This is a genomic window from Herbiconiux sp. FW305-C-125, from assembly GCF_058783455.1.
The window spans coordinates 221,180-237,039 of the sequence record NZ_JBYSYO010000005.1; the positions used below are offsets into that span (position 1 = coordinate 221,180).

The window sequence follows — 15,860 nt, forward strand, 5'->3', positions numbered from 1 at the left end:
GTAGAATCACCTGCAACATGGCTGTGAACCGGCGATCACCGGGGAGCTTTCGGAAGAACGGTGCGCGAGCACCCGGTAGAACCGAACGGGTCGGGCCCGTCATCGCCTGAGAACGAGCGGTCGAGCGCGCAAGCGATCGGCAAGCGAGGTGGTACCGCGGTGGGGAGTACGGCTCCGATCCGTCCTCGTGGACATACGCAGAAGACATCCGGCCGTCCAGGAGCAGCATGTACCCCAAAGACTCTGACGAGTTCTCAGCCGTCGTCCCGTCGCCGAGCTTCCCCGCCGTCGAAGAGGGGGTGCTGGCGTTCTGGAAGGGCGACGACACCTTCCGGGCGAGCATCCAGAACCGGGCGGATGCGCCGGAGTGGGTCTTCTACGACGGCCCGCCCTTCGCGAACGGCCTGCCGCACTACGGGCACCTGCTCACCGGCTACGCCAAAGACCTCTTCCCGCGGTTCCAGACCATGCGCGGCAAGAAGGTGGAGCGCCGCTTCGGCTGGGACACCCACGGCCTGCCCGCCGAACTCGAGGCGATGAAGCAGCTCGGCATCACCGAGAAGAGCCAGATCGAGGAGATGGGCGTCGAGGTCTTCAACGCGGCTAGCCGCAAGTCGGTGCTGAAGTACACCCAGGAGTGGCAGGAGTACGTCACCCGGCAGGCACGCTGGGTCGACTTCGACAACGACTACAAGACCCTCGACATCACGTTCATGGAGAGCGTGCTCTGGGCCTTCAAGGAGCTGTACTCGAAGGGCCTCGCCTACGAGGGCTACCGCGTGCTGCCCTATTGCTGGAAAGACGAGACCCCGCTCTCGAACCACGAGCTCCGCATGGACGACGACGTGTACAAGATGCGGCAGGACCAGACGGTCACCGTCACCTTCCCCCTCGTCGGCAGCCGCGCCGAGTCGCTCGGCCTGACCGGCGTCGAGGCGCTGGCCTGGACGACCACTCCGTGGACGCTGCCCACCAACCTCGCCCTCGCCGTCGGCCCCGAGATCGAGTACGTCGTGGTGCCGCACGCCCTGGCCCCGGGGGAGCGCACGGGGGTGCAGGAGAAGTTGCGCGGCCAGGAGTTCCTGCTCGCCCGCGAGCTCGTCGGCTCCTACGCCCGCGACCTCGGCTACGACTCCGCCGAGGCGGCGCTCGGGGCGTCGGCGGCCTGGGCCACCGAGCCGGGCACCGGCCGCCGCGCGGTGTACAGCGGGCGCGACCTCGAGGGGGTCGCCTACGACCGTATCTGGGACTACTACGCCGACACCGAGAAGTACGGCACCCAGAACGCGTGGCAGATCCTCGTGGCCGACTACGTCTCCACCGGCGACGGCACCGGCATCGTGCACCAGGCCCCCGCCTACGGTGAAGAAGACCAGAAGGTCTGCGAGGCGGCCGGCATCCCGGTGATCATCTCCGTCGACGACGGCGGGCGCTTCCTCGCCAGCGTTCCGGATGTCGCGGGCCAGCACGTCTTCGACGCCAACAAGCCGCTCACCCAGCTGCTGCGCGAGGCCGGGCGCCTGGTGCGCCAGGCCAGCTACGAGCACAGCTACCCGCACTGCTGGCGTTGCCGCAACCCGCTCATCTACAAGGCGGTCTCGAGCTGGTTCGTGCGCGTCTCGACCATCCGCGACCGCATGGAGGAGCTCAACCAGCAGATCGAGTGGGTGCCCGAGAACGTCAAGGACGGGCAGTTCGGCAAATGGGTCTCCGGCGCGCGCGACTGGTCGATCTCGCGCAACCGCTACTGGGGCTCGCCCATCCCGATCTGGAAGAGCGACGACCCCAACTACCCGCGCGTCGACGTCTACGGCTCGCTGGCCGAGCTCGAGGCCGACTTCGGGCGGCTGCCCCTGAACCGCGACGGCGAGCCGGACCTCCACCGCCCGTTCATCGACGAGCTCACCCGCCCGAACCCCGACGACCCCACCGGGCAGTCGACGATGCGCCGGATCGAGGACGTCTTCGACGTCTGGTTCGACTCCGGGTCGATGCCGTTCGCCCAGGTGCACTATCCGTTCGAGAACGAGGAGTGGTTCGCCACCCACAGCCCCGCCGACTTCATCGTGGAGTACATCGGGCAGACCCGCGGCTGGTTCTACGTGATGCACGTGCTCTCCACCGCGCTGTTCGACCGCCCCGCCTTCAAGAACGTGATCAGCCACGGCATCGTGCTCGGCAACGACGGGCAGAAGATGTCGAAGTCGCTGCGCAACTACCCCGACGTCTCGGAGGTCTTCGACCGCGACGGTTCGGATGCGATGCGCTGGTTCCTCATGTCGTCGCCGGTCTTGCGGGGCGGCAACCTGATCGTGACCGAGGAGGGCATCCGGCAGGGCGTGCGCGAACTGCTGCTGCCGCTGTGGAGCACCTACTATTTCTTCACTCTCTACGCGAACAGCGCAGGCGCCGGCAGCGTCGCCGCTGAAGGCGACGGCGCTACCAGCGCCACCTCCGGCGGCGGGGACGCCGGAGAAGTAGGCACAGAAGGCGGCTACGAGGCATCCTGGCGCACCGACTCGCAGGACGTGCTCGACCGGTACCTGCTGGCCAAGACCCGCGAGCTCGTGCAGAGCGTGACGGCCGATTTCGAGGCGCTGGATGCGACGCTCGCCGCCGCGAAACTCCGCGACTTCGCCGACGTTCTCACGAACTGGTACGTGCGCCGGTCGCGCGACCGCTTCTGGTCGGGCGACGACCACGACGCCTTCGACACCCTCTACACGGTGCTCGAGACGGTCACGCGCGTCGCGGCCCCGCTCCTCCCGCTCGTCGCGGAGTCGATGTGGAAGGGACTCACCGGCGGCCGCAGCGTGCACCTCACCGACTGGCCGAACGAGAACCACTTCCCGGCCGACGCCGGGCTCGTGCACACGATGGATGCGGTGCGCGCCATCTCCTCCACGGTGCTGTCGCTCCGCAAGGCCAACGGCCTGCGGGTGCGCCTGCCGCTCGCCGAGCTCACCGTCGTCACCGACGACGCGAGCGCGCTGGCACAGTTCGAGGGCATCCTGAAGGACGAGCTGAACGTGAAGTCGGTCGTGTTCGTCGACCAGGCCGAGTCGACGGCCGCGGAATTCGGCATCACCTCGCGGCTGACGGTCAACGCGCGCGCCGCCGGGCCCCGGCTCGGCAAGAGCGTGCAGCAGGCCATCCAGGGCGCACGCTCGGGGGACTGGACCGAGCTCGACGGCGTGGTGACCGCCGGCGGCATCGAACTGGTCGAGGGGGAGTACGAGCTCGTGCTCGAGGCCGCGTCCGGCAGCACCGCCGACGGCGGCGAGGAGCAGCACTCCCGTGCCCTCGCCCTGCTGCCCGGCGGCGGCTTCGTGCTGCTCGACACCACGCTCACCCCGGAGCTCGAGGCCGAGGGGCTGGCGCGCGACGTCATCCGTGCCGTTCAGGATGCGCGCAAGTCGGCCGGCTTCGAGGTCAGCGACCGCATCGCCCTCGACCTCGTGTTCTTCGCCGACGCCGACGCCGGCGCGGTGGCCTCGGCCCGCGCAGCCGTCGACATCGCGGGGGAGACCCTCGCCACCGACTTCGCGGTGCATTCACCCCGCGACACCCCGGCGATCGACGGGTATCGTGAGGTGCTCGCCTCGGAGTGGCTCGGCACGGTCGCTGCCGCGGCCCCCGAGCACTTCGCGCGAGTGGGCGCGGGAAAGTACGCCAATCAGGATGAGTTCCTCATCGCCGTGAGCCGGAAGTCGGTGACCCAGAATGTCTGATCAGTTTTTCGGTGGAGACTTCGGCCCGCCCGCCGACGACCCCGACGACGAGAACGCGGAGTACGGCGAGGCCGACCCCGACCGCTTCGACGAGGTGGGCATCGAGGCACCCGACGAGTTCGTCGAGGAGGGCGACGCCGTCTACGCGGCCCTGCTCGCGCGGCTCGGCGAATCCGCCCCGCAGCCCCGGCTGTCGGCGACCCGGCGGGCGGTTGAGCTGCTCGGCGATCCGCAGCGGGCGTACCCGATCATCCACATCACGGGCACCAACGGCAAGACGAGCACCAGCCGCATCATCGAGAGCCTGCTGCGCGCCTCCGGCCTCCGCACCGGCCTGTTCACGAGCCCGCACCTCGAGCGGATGAACGAGCGCATCATGATCGACGGGCGACCCATCTCGAACGAGGCGCTCGCGGCGAACTGGCGCGACATCGAGCCCTTCCTCGACCTCGTCGACACCGAGCTCGAGGGGGCAGGCGAACCGCGGCTCACCTTCTTCGAGGCGCTCTCGGTGCTCGCCTTCGCGTCGTTCGCCGACGCGCCCGTCGACGTCGCCGTGATCGAGGTCGGGATGGGCGGGGAGTGGGACTCCACGAACGTCGCCGACGGGCAGGTGGCGGTGTTCACGCCCATCTCGCTCGACCACACGGCCCGCCTCGGCAACACCGTGGCCGAGATCGCCCGCACCAAGTCGGGCATCATCAAGCCGGCCGCGCAGGTGGTCAGCTCGGCCCAGCCCGCCGAGGCGCTGGCTGAGCTCGAGCGGGCGGCCGAGCTGTCCGAATCGACAATCGCGGTCGAGGGTGACGGATTCGCGCTGCTCGATTCGACGGTGGCGGTGGGGGGACAGCTGGTGAGCATCCGCGGTCTCGCCGGCACCTACCGCGAGATCTTCCTGCCGCTCTACGGCAACCACCAGGGGCACAACGCGGCCGTCGCCGTGGCGGCGGTGGAGTCGTTCATCGGCGGCGGGACGCAGGCGCTCACCGAGCAGGTCGTCACCGAGGGCTTCGCCACCGCGACCTCCCCGGGCCGGCTGCAGCTCGTCGGCACCGAGCCGACGGTGCTGGTGGACGCGGCGCACAACCCGGGCGGAGCGGTCGCGCTGGCCGCCGCGATGGGCGAATACTTCACCTTCGACAAGGTCGTGGCCGTCATCGCCGTGCTCGCCGACAAGGACGTGGCAGGGATCATCCGTGCCCTGGAGCCCGTGGTGTCGGAGTTCGTGGTCACCGCCTCGTCGTCGGAGCGGGCGATCGACCCCGACGAGCTCGCCTCCATCGTGGTGCCGATCGCCGGAGCCGACCGCGTGCTGGTCGAGCCGAACCTCGACGACGCCCTCGAGCAGGCCCGCGAACTGGCGGGCGACAGCGAGCAGGGCGCGGTGCTCGTGACCGGATCGATCACCCTGGTCGGCGAGGTCATCGGCATCGCCGCCGCGGAGGGCTGGAAGTGAGAAGCGGATCGGTTCGGCAGAACCTCGGCGCGATCGTGCTCGGGTTCGAGTCGGTCGTGATGTTCTTCGCCGCGCTCGTCATCTTCGGGCTGAAGGCGCTGCCGGCGCCGGTCGCGCTGATCGGCGGGGCGGCGCTCTGCGTACTCCTGCTCGCCAACACCGTCCTGCTGCGGTTCCGCTGGGGGTATTGGCTCGGCTGGGCGCTGCAGGCGGTGATCGTCGCGGCGTGCTTCCTGGTGCCGGCCCTGGCCATCGTCGCGGCCATCTTCATCGGTCTCTGGATCTACTGCATGGTGAAGGGCACTCAGATCGACCGCGCGAACGCCGCCGCCGCGGCAGCCGCCGGAGTGCAGGGCGACGGCTAGCTTCGCCCGCTAGGGTGTTCACGGATTACTCGTGCCGCGCGACGCGGCAACCCCCGGAAGGATCATCGTGACCACGCACGTCGAAGAAACCCTCGTCCTCGTCAAGCCCGACGGGGTCGCCCGCAACCTCACCGGCGAGATCCTGCGCCGCATCGAGGCGAAGGGCTACCAGCTGGTCGACGTCAAGCTGCTCCAGCCCGACCGCGAGCTGCTCGCCCAGCACTACGGGGAGCACCAGGGCAAGCCGTTCTACGAGCCGCTGGTCGAGTTCATGGAGTCCGGGCCCGTCGTGGCGCTCCGGATCGCCGGCAACCGCGTGATCGAGGGCTTCCGTTCGCTCGCCGGCACCACCGACCCCACCACGGCCGCCCCCGGCACCATCCGCGGCGACCTGGCCCGCGACTGGGGCCTCGCCGTGCAGCAGAACCTCGTGCACGGCAGTGACTCGCCCGAGTCGGCCGCCCGCGAGCTCGCCCTCTGGTTCGACTGAGCCCCGCGCGGCCTACAGGCTCTGGATGATCGAGGTGATGGCGTCGAGCCGCAGCTGCGCCATCACCACGATCACGAGGTAGCCGAGCAGCGCCAGGATCCAGATCCACGGCCAGACCAGCGCCCCGACCTCCCGGCTCGCCGTACCGTTGCCGAAGTTGCCCTCTTTCACGTTGAAGGCGGTGACGTAGAAGAACAGCGGGATGACGACCGACCAGACGAGCATGCAGTAGGGGCACAGAGTGCCGAGCACGAAGATGCTCTGCGTCATCAGCCAGATGACGAACACCAGCGCGAGCGCGAACCCGAGGTTGAACAGCACCCAGAACCACTTCGCGAAGCGGGCGCCGGCCAGGATGGCCACCCCCACGACGATCGGCGCCACGAACGCCGCCACCCCGATGACGGGGTTGGGGAAGCCGAACAGCGACCCCTGCCAGCTCGCCATGTTCGGCCCGCAGGTGACGAGCGGCGAGATGTTGCAGGTGGGTACGTAGTCCGGGTTGATGAGGGTCTGGATCTTCTCGAGCGTGAGATCGAACGAGGAATACCAGCCCACCACGCCCGCCACCACGAGGAAGACGGCGAAGCCGATCGGGCGGCGGTATGGCGCGGTCTCGGCTGGCACGCTCCGATTGTTGCACAGGCCAATCGCGAGCAATCTGAGAATGCGTGCGATAATCGGTGCAGGAAGACCACGATCGACGTGGAGCTTCTGAAGAAGACTTATCGGTCCCGCTGCGCACCGCGCGGCCCGGGAACCGAAAACGAAAAAGCGCGAAACCGCGCGTTGGTCAACGAGATTGGCGGAGCATTCGCGAACGCGAACCTTCGCTCGTGAGAGTACCTGCCGGCAGGCGAGAGCCTCCGGCTGGCAAGGAGTGCACCAGAGATGGTGGAGAGAATTTCAGACAATGACAATGGCGGAAACAACGGAGAGGGAACAGGTCGTCGCAAGTCGCGACTGTTCGGCTCGCGCCGGGCGGTGAAGAAGACGGATGCCCGGGCATCCGCTGCTCCTGAGAACCCGCCCGCGGCTCCCGAGCCCGAACTGCCGGCCGCACCCGACGTGAACGACGTTCCGGTCGCCGCCGAGACGCACGATGCGCCGGTGACCGACGCGCCGGTGTTCGAGGCGCCCGCGCCGACGCCGACGGTCGAGGGGCTCGGCGGCCACGACGACGAGCCCGGCCTTTCGCCGTTCTCGTCGGCCGCCGGTACCGTGCTGCCGCCGGTCGCCGACAAGCCGGCGGTGCGCGCGCTGAGTACCACCTCGCTCATCTTCCAGGCGCCCGATCTGCCCGACCTGCCGCCGTTGCCGCCCCGGGAGGGCCGCGACCCGCGTGACCGTGAGCCGCGTGACCGCGACCCGCGTGACCGCGACGACCAGTCCGGCGACGCCCCGAACGTGCGCCGCCGCTCGCGCCGCCGCGCCGGTGACGAGAACCGCGGGGGCGGCGACGACCCGGCGAACACCGTGGTCAAGGTGCGCTCGCCGCGCGAGGAGCGCCAGCCCGAACTCATCACCGAGCCGCAGCGCGTCAAGGGCTCCACCCGGCTCGAGGCCAAGAAGCAGCGCCGGCGTGACGGCCGTGACGCGGGCCGCCGCCGCCCGGTCATCACCGAGGCCGAGTTCCTCGCCCGCCGTGAGGCGGTCGACCGCCAGATGGTGGTGCGGGCGAAGAACAACAAGATCCAGATCGCCGTGCTCGAAGACGGTGTCCTGGTCGAGCACTACGTGGCGAAGGCGCAGGACGCCTCGCTCATCGGCAACGTCTACCTCGGCCGCGTGCAGAACGTGCTGCCGAGCATGGAGGCCGCCTTCGTCGACATCGGCCGTGGCCGCAACGCCGTGCTCTACTCCGGTGAGGTCGACTGGGAGGCGGCCGCCGAGGCGAACGAGGGCAAGGGCTCGCAGCCGCGCCGCATCGAACTCGCCCTGAAGTCGGGCGACACGGTGCTCGTGCAGGTCACGAAAGACCCGGTGGGCCACAAGGGCGCGCGTCTCACCAGCCAGGTGAGCCTGCCCGGCCGCTACCTCGTCTACGTGCCCAACGGCTCCATGAACGGCATCTCGCGCAAGCTCCCCGACACCGAGCGGGCGCGGCTGAAGCGCATCCTGAAGGAGGTGCTGCCCGAGAACGTGGGCGTGATCGTGCGCACCGCCGCCGAGGGCGCCACCGAGGAGCAGCTCACCCTCGACGTGACCCGGCTCACCAACCAGTGGGCCGACATCAGCCAGCAGGTGCAGAAGCAGCAGGCCCCGCACCTGCTCCACTCCGAGCCGGACCTCCTGATCAAGATCGTGCGCGACGTCTTCAACGAAGACTTCCACAAGCTCGTCATCTCGGGCGACGAGGCGCAGGCGACCATCGAGAACTACCTCCGCGCCGTCGCGCCCGACCTCCTCGACCGCGTCGAGCGGTACGAGGGCGAGAAGGATGCGTTCGACGAGTACCGCGTGTCGGAGCAGATCGAGAAGGCGCTCGACCGCAAGGTCTGGCTGCCCTCCGGCGGCTCGCTCGTCATCGACCGCACCGAGGCCATGACGGTCGTCGACGTCAACACCGGCAAGTTCGTCGGCTCCGGCGGCAACCTCGAGGAGACCGTCACGAAGAACAACCTCGAGGCGGCCGAGGAGATCGTGCGGCAGCTGCGCCTGCGCGACATCGGCGGCATCATCGTGGTCGACTTCATCGACATGGTGCTGGAGAGCAACCGCGATCTCGTGCTGCGGCGGCTCATCGAGTGCCTCTCGCGTGACCGCACGAAGCACCAGGTGGCCGAGGTCACCTCGCTCGGCCTCGTGCAGATGACCCGCAAGAAGCTCGGCCTCGGACTCATCGAGTCGTTCAGCGAGCCGTGCGAGGTCTGCGCGGGCCGCGGCATCATCATCCACCACGACCCCGTGGTGAAGCACCGCGGCGGCAGCGGCCAGCAGCAGCCCGCGGGCGGCAGCCGGCGTGGCCGAGGCGGCAACGGCGGAAACGGCGTCGGGCCCAGCGGTCCGTCGAACGGGTCGTCGAACGGGTCGGGCAACGGCAACGGTGGCACGCACGCCATCACCGCCGACGCGAAGAACGCGCTCGCGCAGATCGCGGCTTCCACCATCGCTGCGGCGCACGCCCACGACAAGCCCGCCGAGAAGGATGCCGATTCGGCTCCCGCCGCGCCGGCCGCAGGCGCACCCGTCACAGAAGCACCGACTGCGATCGGCGAGGCGGCTCCGGCCGCGACGTCGGATCAGCCATCCGTGGGCGCGCCTGCGGCCGACGAGGCACAGCCGGGAGACGCCCAGTCGGGAGCGCGCACATCCGGTGCCGCCGCGCCCGACACCGCCCGCGCCGCCAGCTCGTCGTCGCGGCGTCGCAAGGCACGCCACAGCAAGCCCGAGAGTGGTGAGGAGGCGGCCGGGGCATCCGGCGCTCCTGCTGCGACCGCTCCTGCCGAGGGCGCGCCGGCCGAGCAGTCGCCGGCGGCGAACGCAGAAGCCACCGCACTCGACGCCCCGACCGAGCCGTCGGCGCCGCCGGCAGGCGAGGCCGAGCCGGCGCTCGCCATCCTCGACATCCCGCTCGAGAAGGCTGCTCGCCCGCCGCGGGTCGCCCCGCAGAACGCCACCGAGCTGCTCGACTCCGTGCTCGACGCCCTCCCGGAGCCCAAGCAGCCCGGCCAGGGCCGCTCGCGCAGCCGCCGGGTCTCCACGGCCGCCGTCTCGGCTCCCGTCGACCCAGCGCCCTGACCTCCTCCTCCTCGCGACCCGTCGATTGTGGCCCTAAAACCGCAGGTTTAGGGCCACAATCGACGGGTCGCGACGAGGGTCAGTGGCCGGGGCGATCCTTGCCCCGGATGCGCAGACCCGAGTCGCGCAGGCGCACCACCAGGTCGCGGTAGGAGACGGGGAGGGCGCCGGCGGCCACGAGCTCGTCGTAGCGCTCGGCCGGCACGTCGTAGTGGTCGAGGTCGAAGCTGCGTGACGGGAGTCCCGCGCGTTCGGCGAAGGCGTGCAATTCGGCGAGGGACTCGTCGCTCACGAGGTGCCCCCAGATGCGTCCATGGGCCGGCCACATGGGGCGATCGATCAACACCGTCACGGAGCCGAGTATCGCATCCCGATCGGTTTGATCGAAATCTCCGCATCATGTAAGCTTGACCGCTGGTGTGCGTAGAGCTCTGCTCTTCTGAACGCCATGACTTCCCCGCGCCGCAGATCGCGCTTGAGAAAGACCCCAAGAAGAGTTAGGTACCCAAATTGGTTTACGCAGTTGTGCGCGCCGGTGGTCGGCAGGAAAAGGTCGAGGTCGGCTCGATCGTCACCCTCGACCGCATCAAGGCTGACAAAGACGGCAACATCCAGCTCGCCGCCGTGCTTCTCGTCGACGGCGACACCATCACCTCCGACGCCTCGTCGCTGGCCAAGGTGAAGGTCACCGCCGAGGTTCTCGAAGACCTCCGCGGCCCGAAGATCGTCATCCAGAAGTTCAAGAACAAGACCGGGTACAAGAAGCGCCAGGGCCACCGCCAGGAGCTCACCCGCGTCAAGGTCACCGGAATCAAGTAAGGATCGCAGACAGATGGCACACAAAAAGGGTGCGAGTTCCACTCGCAACGGTCGTGACTCCAACGCCCAGCGTCTCGGCGTGAAGCGCTTCGGTGGCCAGGTCGTCGGCGCGGGCGAGATCATCGTCCGCCAGCGCGGCACCCACTTCCACCCCGGCGTGAACGTCGGCCGTGGTGGCGACGACACGCTGTTCGCCCTGTCGGCCGGCTCGGTCGAGTTCGGCACGAAGGGTGGCCGCAAGGTCGTCAACATCGTCGCAGCCGCCGAGTAGAACTCGCGGCAGGCAAGACCCAGACGGGCGGGCTTCGGCCCGCCCGTCGCTTTTTCCCCCCAGCAATGAGCACCGCCCAGCAGAAAGACATGAGGGAACCGGAATGGTGACTTTCGTCGACCACGTCACCCTCCATCTGAAGGCGGGCCACGGCGGCAACGGATGCGTGTCGGTGCGCCGCGAGAAGTTCAAGCCGCTCGCGGGCCCCGACGGCGGCAACGGCGGGCACGGCGGCGACATCGTGCTGGTCAGCGACCCGCAGACCACGACGCTGCTCGGCTTCCACCGGCATCCGCACATCTCGTCCGAGAACGGTGGCCCCGGGATGGGCGACAACCGCTCGGGTGGTAACGGGGACGAGCTGGTGCTCGGCGTACCTGTAGGCACCGTCGTCAAAGACGCCGACGGCGTCGAGCTCATCGACATGGCCGAGCCCGGCATGCGTTTCGTGGTCGCCGAGGGGGGCCAGGGCGGCCTCGGCAACGCCGCGCTCGCCACCACCAAGCGCAAGGCTCCGGGCTTCGCGCTGCTCGGCACCGAGGGCTGGGAGGGCGACGTCGTCCTCGAGCTGAAGACGGTCGCCGATGTGGCCCTGGTCGGCTTCCCGTCGGCCGGCAAGTCGAGCCTCGTCGCCGCGCTCTCGGCCGCCAAGCCGAAGATCGCCGACTACCCGTTCACGACCCTGCACCCGAACCTCGGCGTCGTGCAGGCCGGGTCGGTGCGCTACACCGTCGCCGACGTGCCGGGCCTCATCGAGGGCGCGAGCGAGGGCAAGGGTCTCGGGCTCGAGTTCCTCCGGCACGTGGAGCGCTGCAGCGCGCTGCTGCACGTGCTCGACTGCGCCACCCTCGAACCCGGTCGCGACCCGATCAGCGACCTCGACATCATCCTGGCCGAGCTGGCCGCCTACCCGGTGCCCGAGGGGCAGCTCCCGTTGCTCGAGCGGCCCCAGCTCATCGCCCTGAACAAGATCGACGTGCCAGAGGCCCGCGAGCTCGCCGACTTCGTCAAGCCCGACCTCGAGGCCCGCGGGTACCGCGTGTTCGAGATCTCCACCGCGAGCCACGAGGGTCTGCGCCAGCTGTCCTTCGCTCTCGCTGAGCTGGTCGAGAACGCCCGTGTGGCAGCGGCCGCCGACCCGAAGCCGGCCACCATCGTCATGCGGCCGCGTGCCGTCGACGAGGCGGGCTTCGTCATCCGCGTCGAGGGCGGAACGCACGGCAACGTCTACCGCATCATCGGTGCCAAGCCCGAACGCTGGGTGCAGCAGACCGACTTCACCAACGACGAGGCCGTCGGCTTCCTGGCCGACCGGCTCGCGAAGCTCGGCGTCGAGGACGAGCTTTTCAAGGCCGGCGCGGTGGCGGGTTCCGCCGTCGTGATCGGCCGGGGCAACGGCGTCGTGTTCGACTGGGAGCCCACGCTCACCTCCACCGCCGAGCTGGTCACGAGCCCGCGCGGAACCGACCCCCGGCTCGACGGCAATCGTCGTCGCACCAGCAGCCAGCGCCGTGAAGACTACTTCGACCTCATGGACGCCAAGGCCGAGGCACGCGCCGAGCTCGTGCGCGAGAAGGAGGCCGGGCTCTGGCAGGACGAGGACGAGCAGTGACGCGTCGCCCCGTGCTCTCCCGCGCCGGCATCCCGGATGCGCGGCGCGTCGTCGTGAAGGTCGGCTCGTCGTCGATCAGCGGCGAGAACACGGGCCAGATCGAACCGCTGGTCGACGCCCTGGCGGCCGCCCATGCGCGTGGCACCGAGATCATCCTGGTCTCCTCCGGAGCCATCGCGACTGGCATGCCTTACCTCAAGCTCGACGCCCGCCCCAACGACCTCGCCACCCAGCAGGCCGCGGCGGCCGTGGGGCAGAACGTGCTCATCTTCCGCTACCAGAACAGCCTCGACCGCTACCGCATCGTGGCGGGCCAGGTGCTCCTCACGGCGGGCGACCTGGAGAACCCGACTCACCGGTCGAACGCCCAGCGAGCCGTCGACCGGTTGCTCGGCCTCCGCATCCTGCCCATCGTGAACGAGAACGACACGGTGGCGACCCACGAGATCCGCTTCGGCGACAACGACCGTCTCGCGGCGCTGGTGTCGCAGCTGGTCGGGGCGGATGCCCTCATCCTGCTCTCCGACGTCGACGCCCTCTACACCCGCCCGCCCCAGGAGCCGGGCGCGGTGCGCATCGACGACGTGCCCGTGGGCGACGACCTCGCCGGAGTGACCTTCGGTGACATCGGCGCTGCCGGCGTCGGCACCGGGGGAGCCGCCACCAAGGTCTCGGCCGCCCGCCTCGCCGCCGCGGCCGGCACCGCCGTGCTCGTCACCGCGACCACGCACGTCGCCGACGCCCTCGCCGGCGCCGAACTCGGCACCTTCTTCCACCCCCACCCGCTCTAGTTCCCCCACCCCGCTCCTGGGCGCGGTCGGTGCGCGCGGGCGTCAGGAGAGGCTGAGCACCACCGCGGCGAGGATCGCCAGGGCGATGCCGAGCACCTGGATGGGCGACACCCGTTCGCGCAGCACGATCGCCGCCAGGAGCACGGTGGCGAGCGGGTAGAGGCTCGACAGCACCGAGACCACCGCGAGGTTCCCGGCGTGCAGGGCGCTCATCAGGAGCGCATTCGCGCCGCCGAGCAGCACACCGGCCGACGCCGCGGCCAGCCAGGCCCCGCGCCGCGAGATGCCGAGCTGCCGCACCGGTACGGTCGCTGCGACCTCCGGCTCCGGCGCGTGCTCCGCCTGCGCCGCGAACCACGGGATCTCCCGCCGCACGAGCCGCAGCACGCCCATGAGCAGCGCCAGCACCACCACTCCGCCCGCCATCTCGAGGAACGCCGGCAGCAGCCCGGAGTCGCCCGGTGAGGCGTCGAGGGCGACGACGGACGCGCCGAGCATCACCCCGGAGACCACCGCGAGCACGGCGCCCGGCAGCGTCACCCGCACGGTCGCGGTCACGTGCTGCCGGGAGATGAGGATGGTCGCCACCACCGCCAGCCCCACCGCGCCCCAGCCGAGGGGGCTGAGGCCCTGCCCGGTGACGAGCGCGGCCACCACCGGCACGAGCGCCTGGATGAGCGCCACCACCGGCGAGAGCAGGCTCATCGGCCCGATCGCCATCGCCGCGTAGAAGGTGATGAAGCCGACGATCGCGAACAGGGCGGCGGCCGTGCCGGCGAGGGTGGCATCCGTCGTCCAGCGCCAGCCGCCGAAGCCCAAGGCGACCGCGAGCACCGCGGTGCCGCAGAGGTAGTTGAGGAGCGTCGCCGGCAGCACCGCGAGGCGCCGGGCGGCCAGGCCGCCGAGGAAGTCGGAGGTGCCGTAGAACAGGCTCGAGCCCACGCTCAGGAGTACGACGACGATCACACGGCACCCCTCCCCGGCGGGCGCTCCCCGGCGGGCGCGTAGACTTCTGGCATGTCTGAGGTTACCGTTCTGGAGACTGTCGTCGCGTCGGGATTCGACGAGAAGCTGGCCGCTGCACGCACCGCGTCGCTCGAGCTCGCCACCGCCACCACCGACCGCAAGAACCGCGCGCTCGAGGCGATCGCCGCCGCCATCGAGGGCGGTGCCGAGCGCGTCGTGCCGGCGAACGACCTCGACCTCGCCAACGGGCGCGAGAACGGCCTCTCGGCCGCGCTGCAAGACCGGCTGCGGCTCGACGAGGCGCGCCTGGTGTCGCTGGCCGCCGCGGTGCGCGAGATCATCGCGCTCACCGATCCGGTGGGGGAGACGGTGCGCGGCCGGAGCCTCCCGAACGGTCTGCGCATCGACCAGGTGCGGGTGCCGTTCGGCGTGGTCGGCGCCATCTACGAGGCGCGGCCGAACGTGACGGTCGACATCGCCGCCCTCGCGGTGAAGAGCGGCAACGCAGTGGTGCTCCGCGGCGGCTCTGCTGCCGAGAACACGAACCGCGTGCTGGTCGAGCTCATCCAGGGCGCTCTGGCGGAGGCGGGGTTGCCCCGCGCATCCGTTCAGACCATCGACGAGTTCGGCCGCGACGGCGCGAAGCGGTTGATGCAGGCGCGGGGTGCGGTCGACGTGCTCATCCCGCGCGGCAGCGCGCAGCTGATCGAGACGGTGGTGACCGAGTCGAAGGTGCCCGTGATCGAGACCGGCGCCGGAGTGGTGCACGTCTTCCTCGACGCCAGCGCCGACGAGCAGTGGGCGGTCGACATCGTGCACAACGCGAAGGTGCAGCGGCCGAGCGTGTGCAACGCGCTCGAGACCCTGCTGGTGCACGAGGATGCGGCAGCACGCTTGCTCGGCCCGGTGCTCGCCCGACTCGCCGACTCGGGCGTCACCATCCACGGCGACGAGGCCACACGCGCCCTGTTCCCGGCGGCACTGCCCGCCACCGAGGAGGACTGGCAGACCGAGTACATGAGCCTCGACCTCGCCGTGCGGGTGGTGCGCGACGTCGACGAGGCGATGGCGCACATCCGCCGGTATTCGACCCATCACACCGAGTCGATCATCACCAACGACCTGCGCAACGCGGAGCGTTTCCTCAACGAGGTCGACTCGGCCGTGGTGATGGTGAACGCCTCCACCCGGTTCACCGACGGGGGCGAGTTCGGTTTCGGTGCCGAGGTGGGGATCTCGACGCAGAAGCTGCACGCACGCGGCCCGATGGGGCTGCCGGAGCTCACGAGCACCAAGTGGCTGGGGCGTGGTTCGGGGCAGTTCCGCAGTTAGCGGTATCGTAGAAGAGCTTCATTCGATTTCCCCGCGCTGAACTTCTGGAGAAGAGATGTCTGTACTGGTCACCGTGCTCGCTGCTGTCGGTGTCGACGAGCCGGTTCAGCTCCCCTTCCCGCCCATCGTGTTCGGCATCATCGCCGCGGTGATCTTCATCGCGCTGGCGGTCGTCACGTGGAGCTACCGCGACGTGGCGAACCGTCACCCGCAGAAGTCGGCGAAGTTCGCCCAGACCCACGACGTGCACGGCCACGCCGACCGCACGGGTGCGGATCACTAGTAC

Annotated in this window: 14 protein-coding genes; 11 read left to right on the top strand and 3 right to left on the bottom strand. The window is 69.8% G+C overall.

Annotated features, from left to right (window positions below; all coding sequences use genetic code 11):
* The first annotated feature begins 227 nt into the window (after positions 1–227).
* The 4 genes from ileS (at position 228) to ndk (ending at position 6,042) form a co-directional block, all read left to right on the top strand.
* Positions 228–3,731 (top strand): isoleucine--tRNA ligase, encoded by a 3,504-nt coding sequence (gene ileS / locus AC3WLB_RS14560; RefSeq protein ID WP_492507133.1) that lies wholly within the window; start codon positions 228–230, stop codon positions 3,729–3,731.
* Entirely contained in the window at positions 3,724–5,187 is a 1,464-nt protein-coding gene (locus tag AC3WLB_RS14565) for a bifunctional folylpolyglutamate synthase/dihydrofolate synthase (RefSeq protein ID WP_492507135.1), read from the top strand. Before ileS ends, AC3WLB_RS14565 begins: the two co-directional genes overlap by 8 nt.
* The gene (locus tag AC3WLB_RS14570; protein WP_022896573.1) at positions 5,184–5,552 is read left to right on the top strand and encodes a DUF4233 domain-containing protein; all 369 of its coding nucleotides are present in this window, start codon (positions 5,184–5,186) and stop codon (positions 5,550–5,552) included. The genes AC3WLB_RS14565 and AC3WLB_RS14570 overlap by 4 nt, the downstream gene beginning before the upstream one ends.
* A 67-nt stretch (positions 5,553–5,619) precedes the next feature.
* Complete coding sequence (ndk, locus tag AC3WLB_RS14575) at positions 5,620–6,042, top strand: nucleoside-diphosphate kinase (protein WP_492507138.1); 423 nt, start codon at positions 5,620–5,622, stop codon at positions 6,040–6,042.
* A 12-nt stretch (positions 6,043–6,054) separates the two neighbouring features.
* On the opposite strand, the gene AC3WLB_RS14580 is transcribed toward ndk, so the two are convergent.
* Positions 6,055–6,669: a vitamin K epoxide reductase family protein gene (locus AC3WLB_RS14580; protein WP_492507140.1), complete on the bottom strand. Its 615-nt coding sequence runs from the start codon at positions 6,667–6,669 to the stop codon at positions 6,055–6,057.
* A 264-nt stretch (positions 6,670–6,933) separates the two neighbouring features.
* On the opposite strand from AC3WLB_RS14580, the gene AC3WLB_RS14585 reads away from it, so the two are divergent.
* Positions 6,934–9,783: an Rne/Rng family ribonuclease gene (locus tag AC3WLB_RS14585; RefSeq protein WP_492507142.1), complete on the top strand. Its 2,850-nt coding sequence runs from the start codon at positions 6,934–6,936 to the stop codon at positions 9,781–9,783.
* A 79-nt stretch (positions 9,784–9,862) separates the two neighbouring features.
* Here AC3WLB_RS14585 and AC3WLB_RS14590 read toward each other — a convergent pair whose 3' ends face one another.
* A complete protein-coding gene (locus AC3WLB_RS14590; protein ID WP_022895565.1) occupies positions 9,863–10,135 on the bottom strand; it encodes a DUF4031 domain-containing protein in 273 nt (90 codons plus the stop codon).
* Positions 10,136–10,293: 158 nt separating this feature from the next.
* On the opposite strand from AC3WLB_RS14590, the gene rplU reads away from it, so the two are divergent.
* The 4 genes from rplU (at position 10,294) to proB (ending at position 13,276) form a co-directional block, all read left to right on the top strand.
* The gene (rplU, locus tag AC3WLB_RS14595; protein ID WP_022895564.1) at positions 10,294–10,602 is read left to right on the top strand and encodes a 50S ribosomal protein L21; all 309 of its coding nucleotides are present in this window, start codon (positions 10,294–10,296) and stop codon (positions 10,600–10,602) included.
* A gap of 13 nt (positions 10,603–10,615) precedes the next feature.
* Positions 10,616–10,873, top strand: coding sequence for a 50S ribosomal protein L27 (rpmA, locus tag AC3WLB_RS14600; protein WP_022895563.1), 258 nt, complete (start codon positions 10,616–10,618; stop codon positions 10,871–10,873).
* Between the two features lie 103 nt (positions 10,874–10,976).
* The gene (gene obgE, locus AC3WLB_RS14605; protein ID WP_492507145.1) at positions 10,977–12,485 is read left to right on the top strand and encodes a GTPase ObgE; all 1,509 of its coding nucleotides are present in this window, start codon (positions 10,977–10,979) and stop codon (positions 12,483–12,485) included.
* Positions 12,482–13,276: a glutamate 5-kinase gene (proB, locus tag AC3WLB_RS14610; protein ID WP_492507147.1), complete on the top strand. Its 795-nt coding sequence runs from the start codon at positions 12,482–12,484 to the stop codon at positions 13,274–13,276. Before obgE ends, proB begins: the two co-directional genes overlap by 4 nt.
* A gap of 42 nt (positions 13,277–13,318) precedes the next feature.
* On the opposite strand, the gene AC3WLB_RS14615 is transcribed toward proB, so the two are convergent.
* A complete protein-coding gene (locus AC3WLB_RS14615) occupies positions 13,319–14,242 on the bottom strand; it encodes an EamA family transporter (protein ID WP_492507149.1) in 924 nt (307 codons plus the stop codon).
* Between the two features lie 51 nt (positions 14,243–14,293).
* On the opposite strand from AC3WLB_RS14615, the gene AC3WLB_RS14620 reads away from it, so the two are divergent.
* Entirely contained in the window at positions 14,294–15,574 is a 1,281-nt protein-coding gene (locus AC3WLB_RS14620; RefSeq protein WP_492507151.1) for a glutamate-5-semialdehyde dehydrogenase, read from the top strand.
* 55 nt (positions 15,575–15,629) lie between these two features.
* Positions 15,630–15,857: a hypothetical protein gene (locus AC3WLB_RS14625; RefSeq protein WP_022895238.1), complete on the top strand. Its 228-nt coding sequence runs from the start codon at positions 15,630–15,632 to the stop codon at positions 15,855–15,857.
* Positions 15,858–15,860: the final 3 nt, after the last annotated feature.

Coding starts and splice junctions, on each gene's coding strand:
- obgE (WP_492507145.1), top strand. CDS start 10,977: ATGGTGACTTTCGTCGACCACGTCACCCTCCATCTGAAGGCGGGCCAC.
- AC3WLB_RS14585 (WP_492507142.1), top strand. CDS start 6,934: ATGGTGGAGAGAATTTCAGACAATGACAATGGCGGAAACAACGGAGAG.
- rpmA (WP_022895563.1), top strand. CDS start 10,616: ATGGCACACAAAAAGGGTGCGAGTTCCACTCGCAACGGTCGTGACTCC.
- AC3WLB_RS14620 (WP_492507151.1), top strand. CDS start 14,294: ATGTCTGAGGTTACCGTTCTGGAGACTGTCGTCGCGTCGGGATTCGAC.
- AC3WLB_RS14625 (WP_022895238.1), top strand. CDS start 15,630: ATGTCTGTACTGGTCACCGTGCTCGCTGCTGTCGGTGTCGACGAGCCG.
- AC3WLB_RS14565 (WP_492507135.1), top strand. CDS start 3,724: ATGTCTGATCAGTTTTTCGGTGGAGACTTCGGCCCGCCCGCCGACGAC.
- ileS (WP_492507133.1), top strand. CDS start 228: ATGTACCCCAAAGACTCTGACGAGTTCTCAGCCGTCGTCCCGTCGCCG.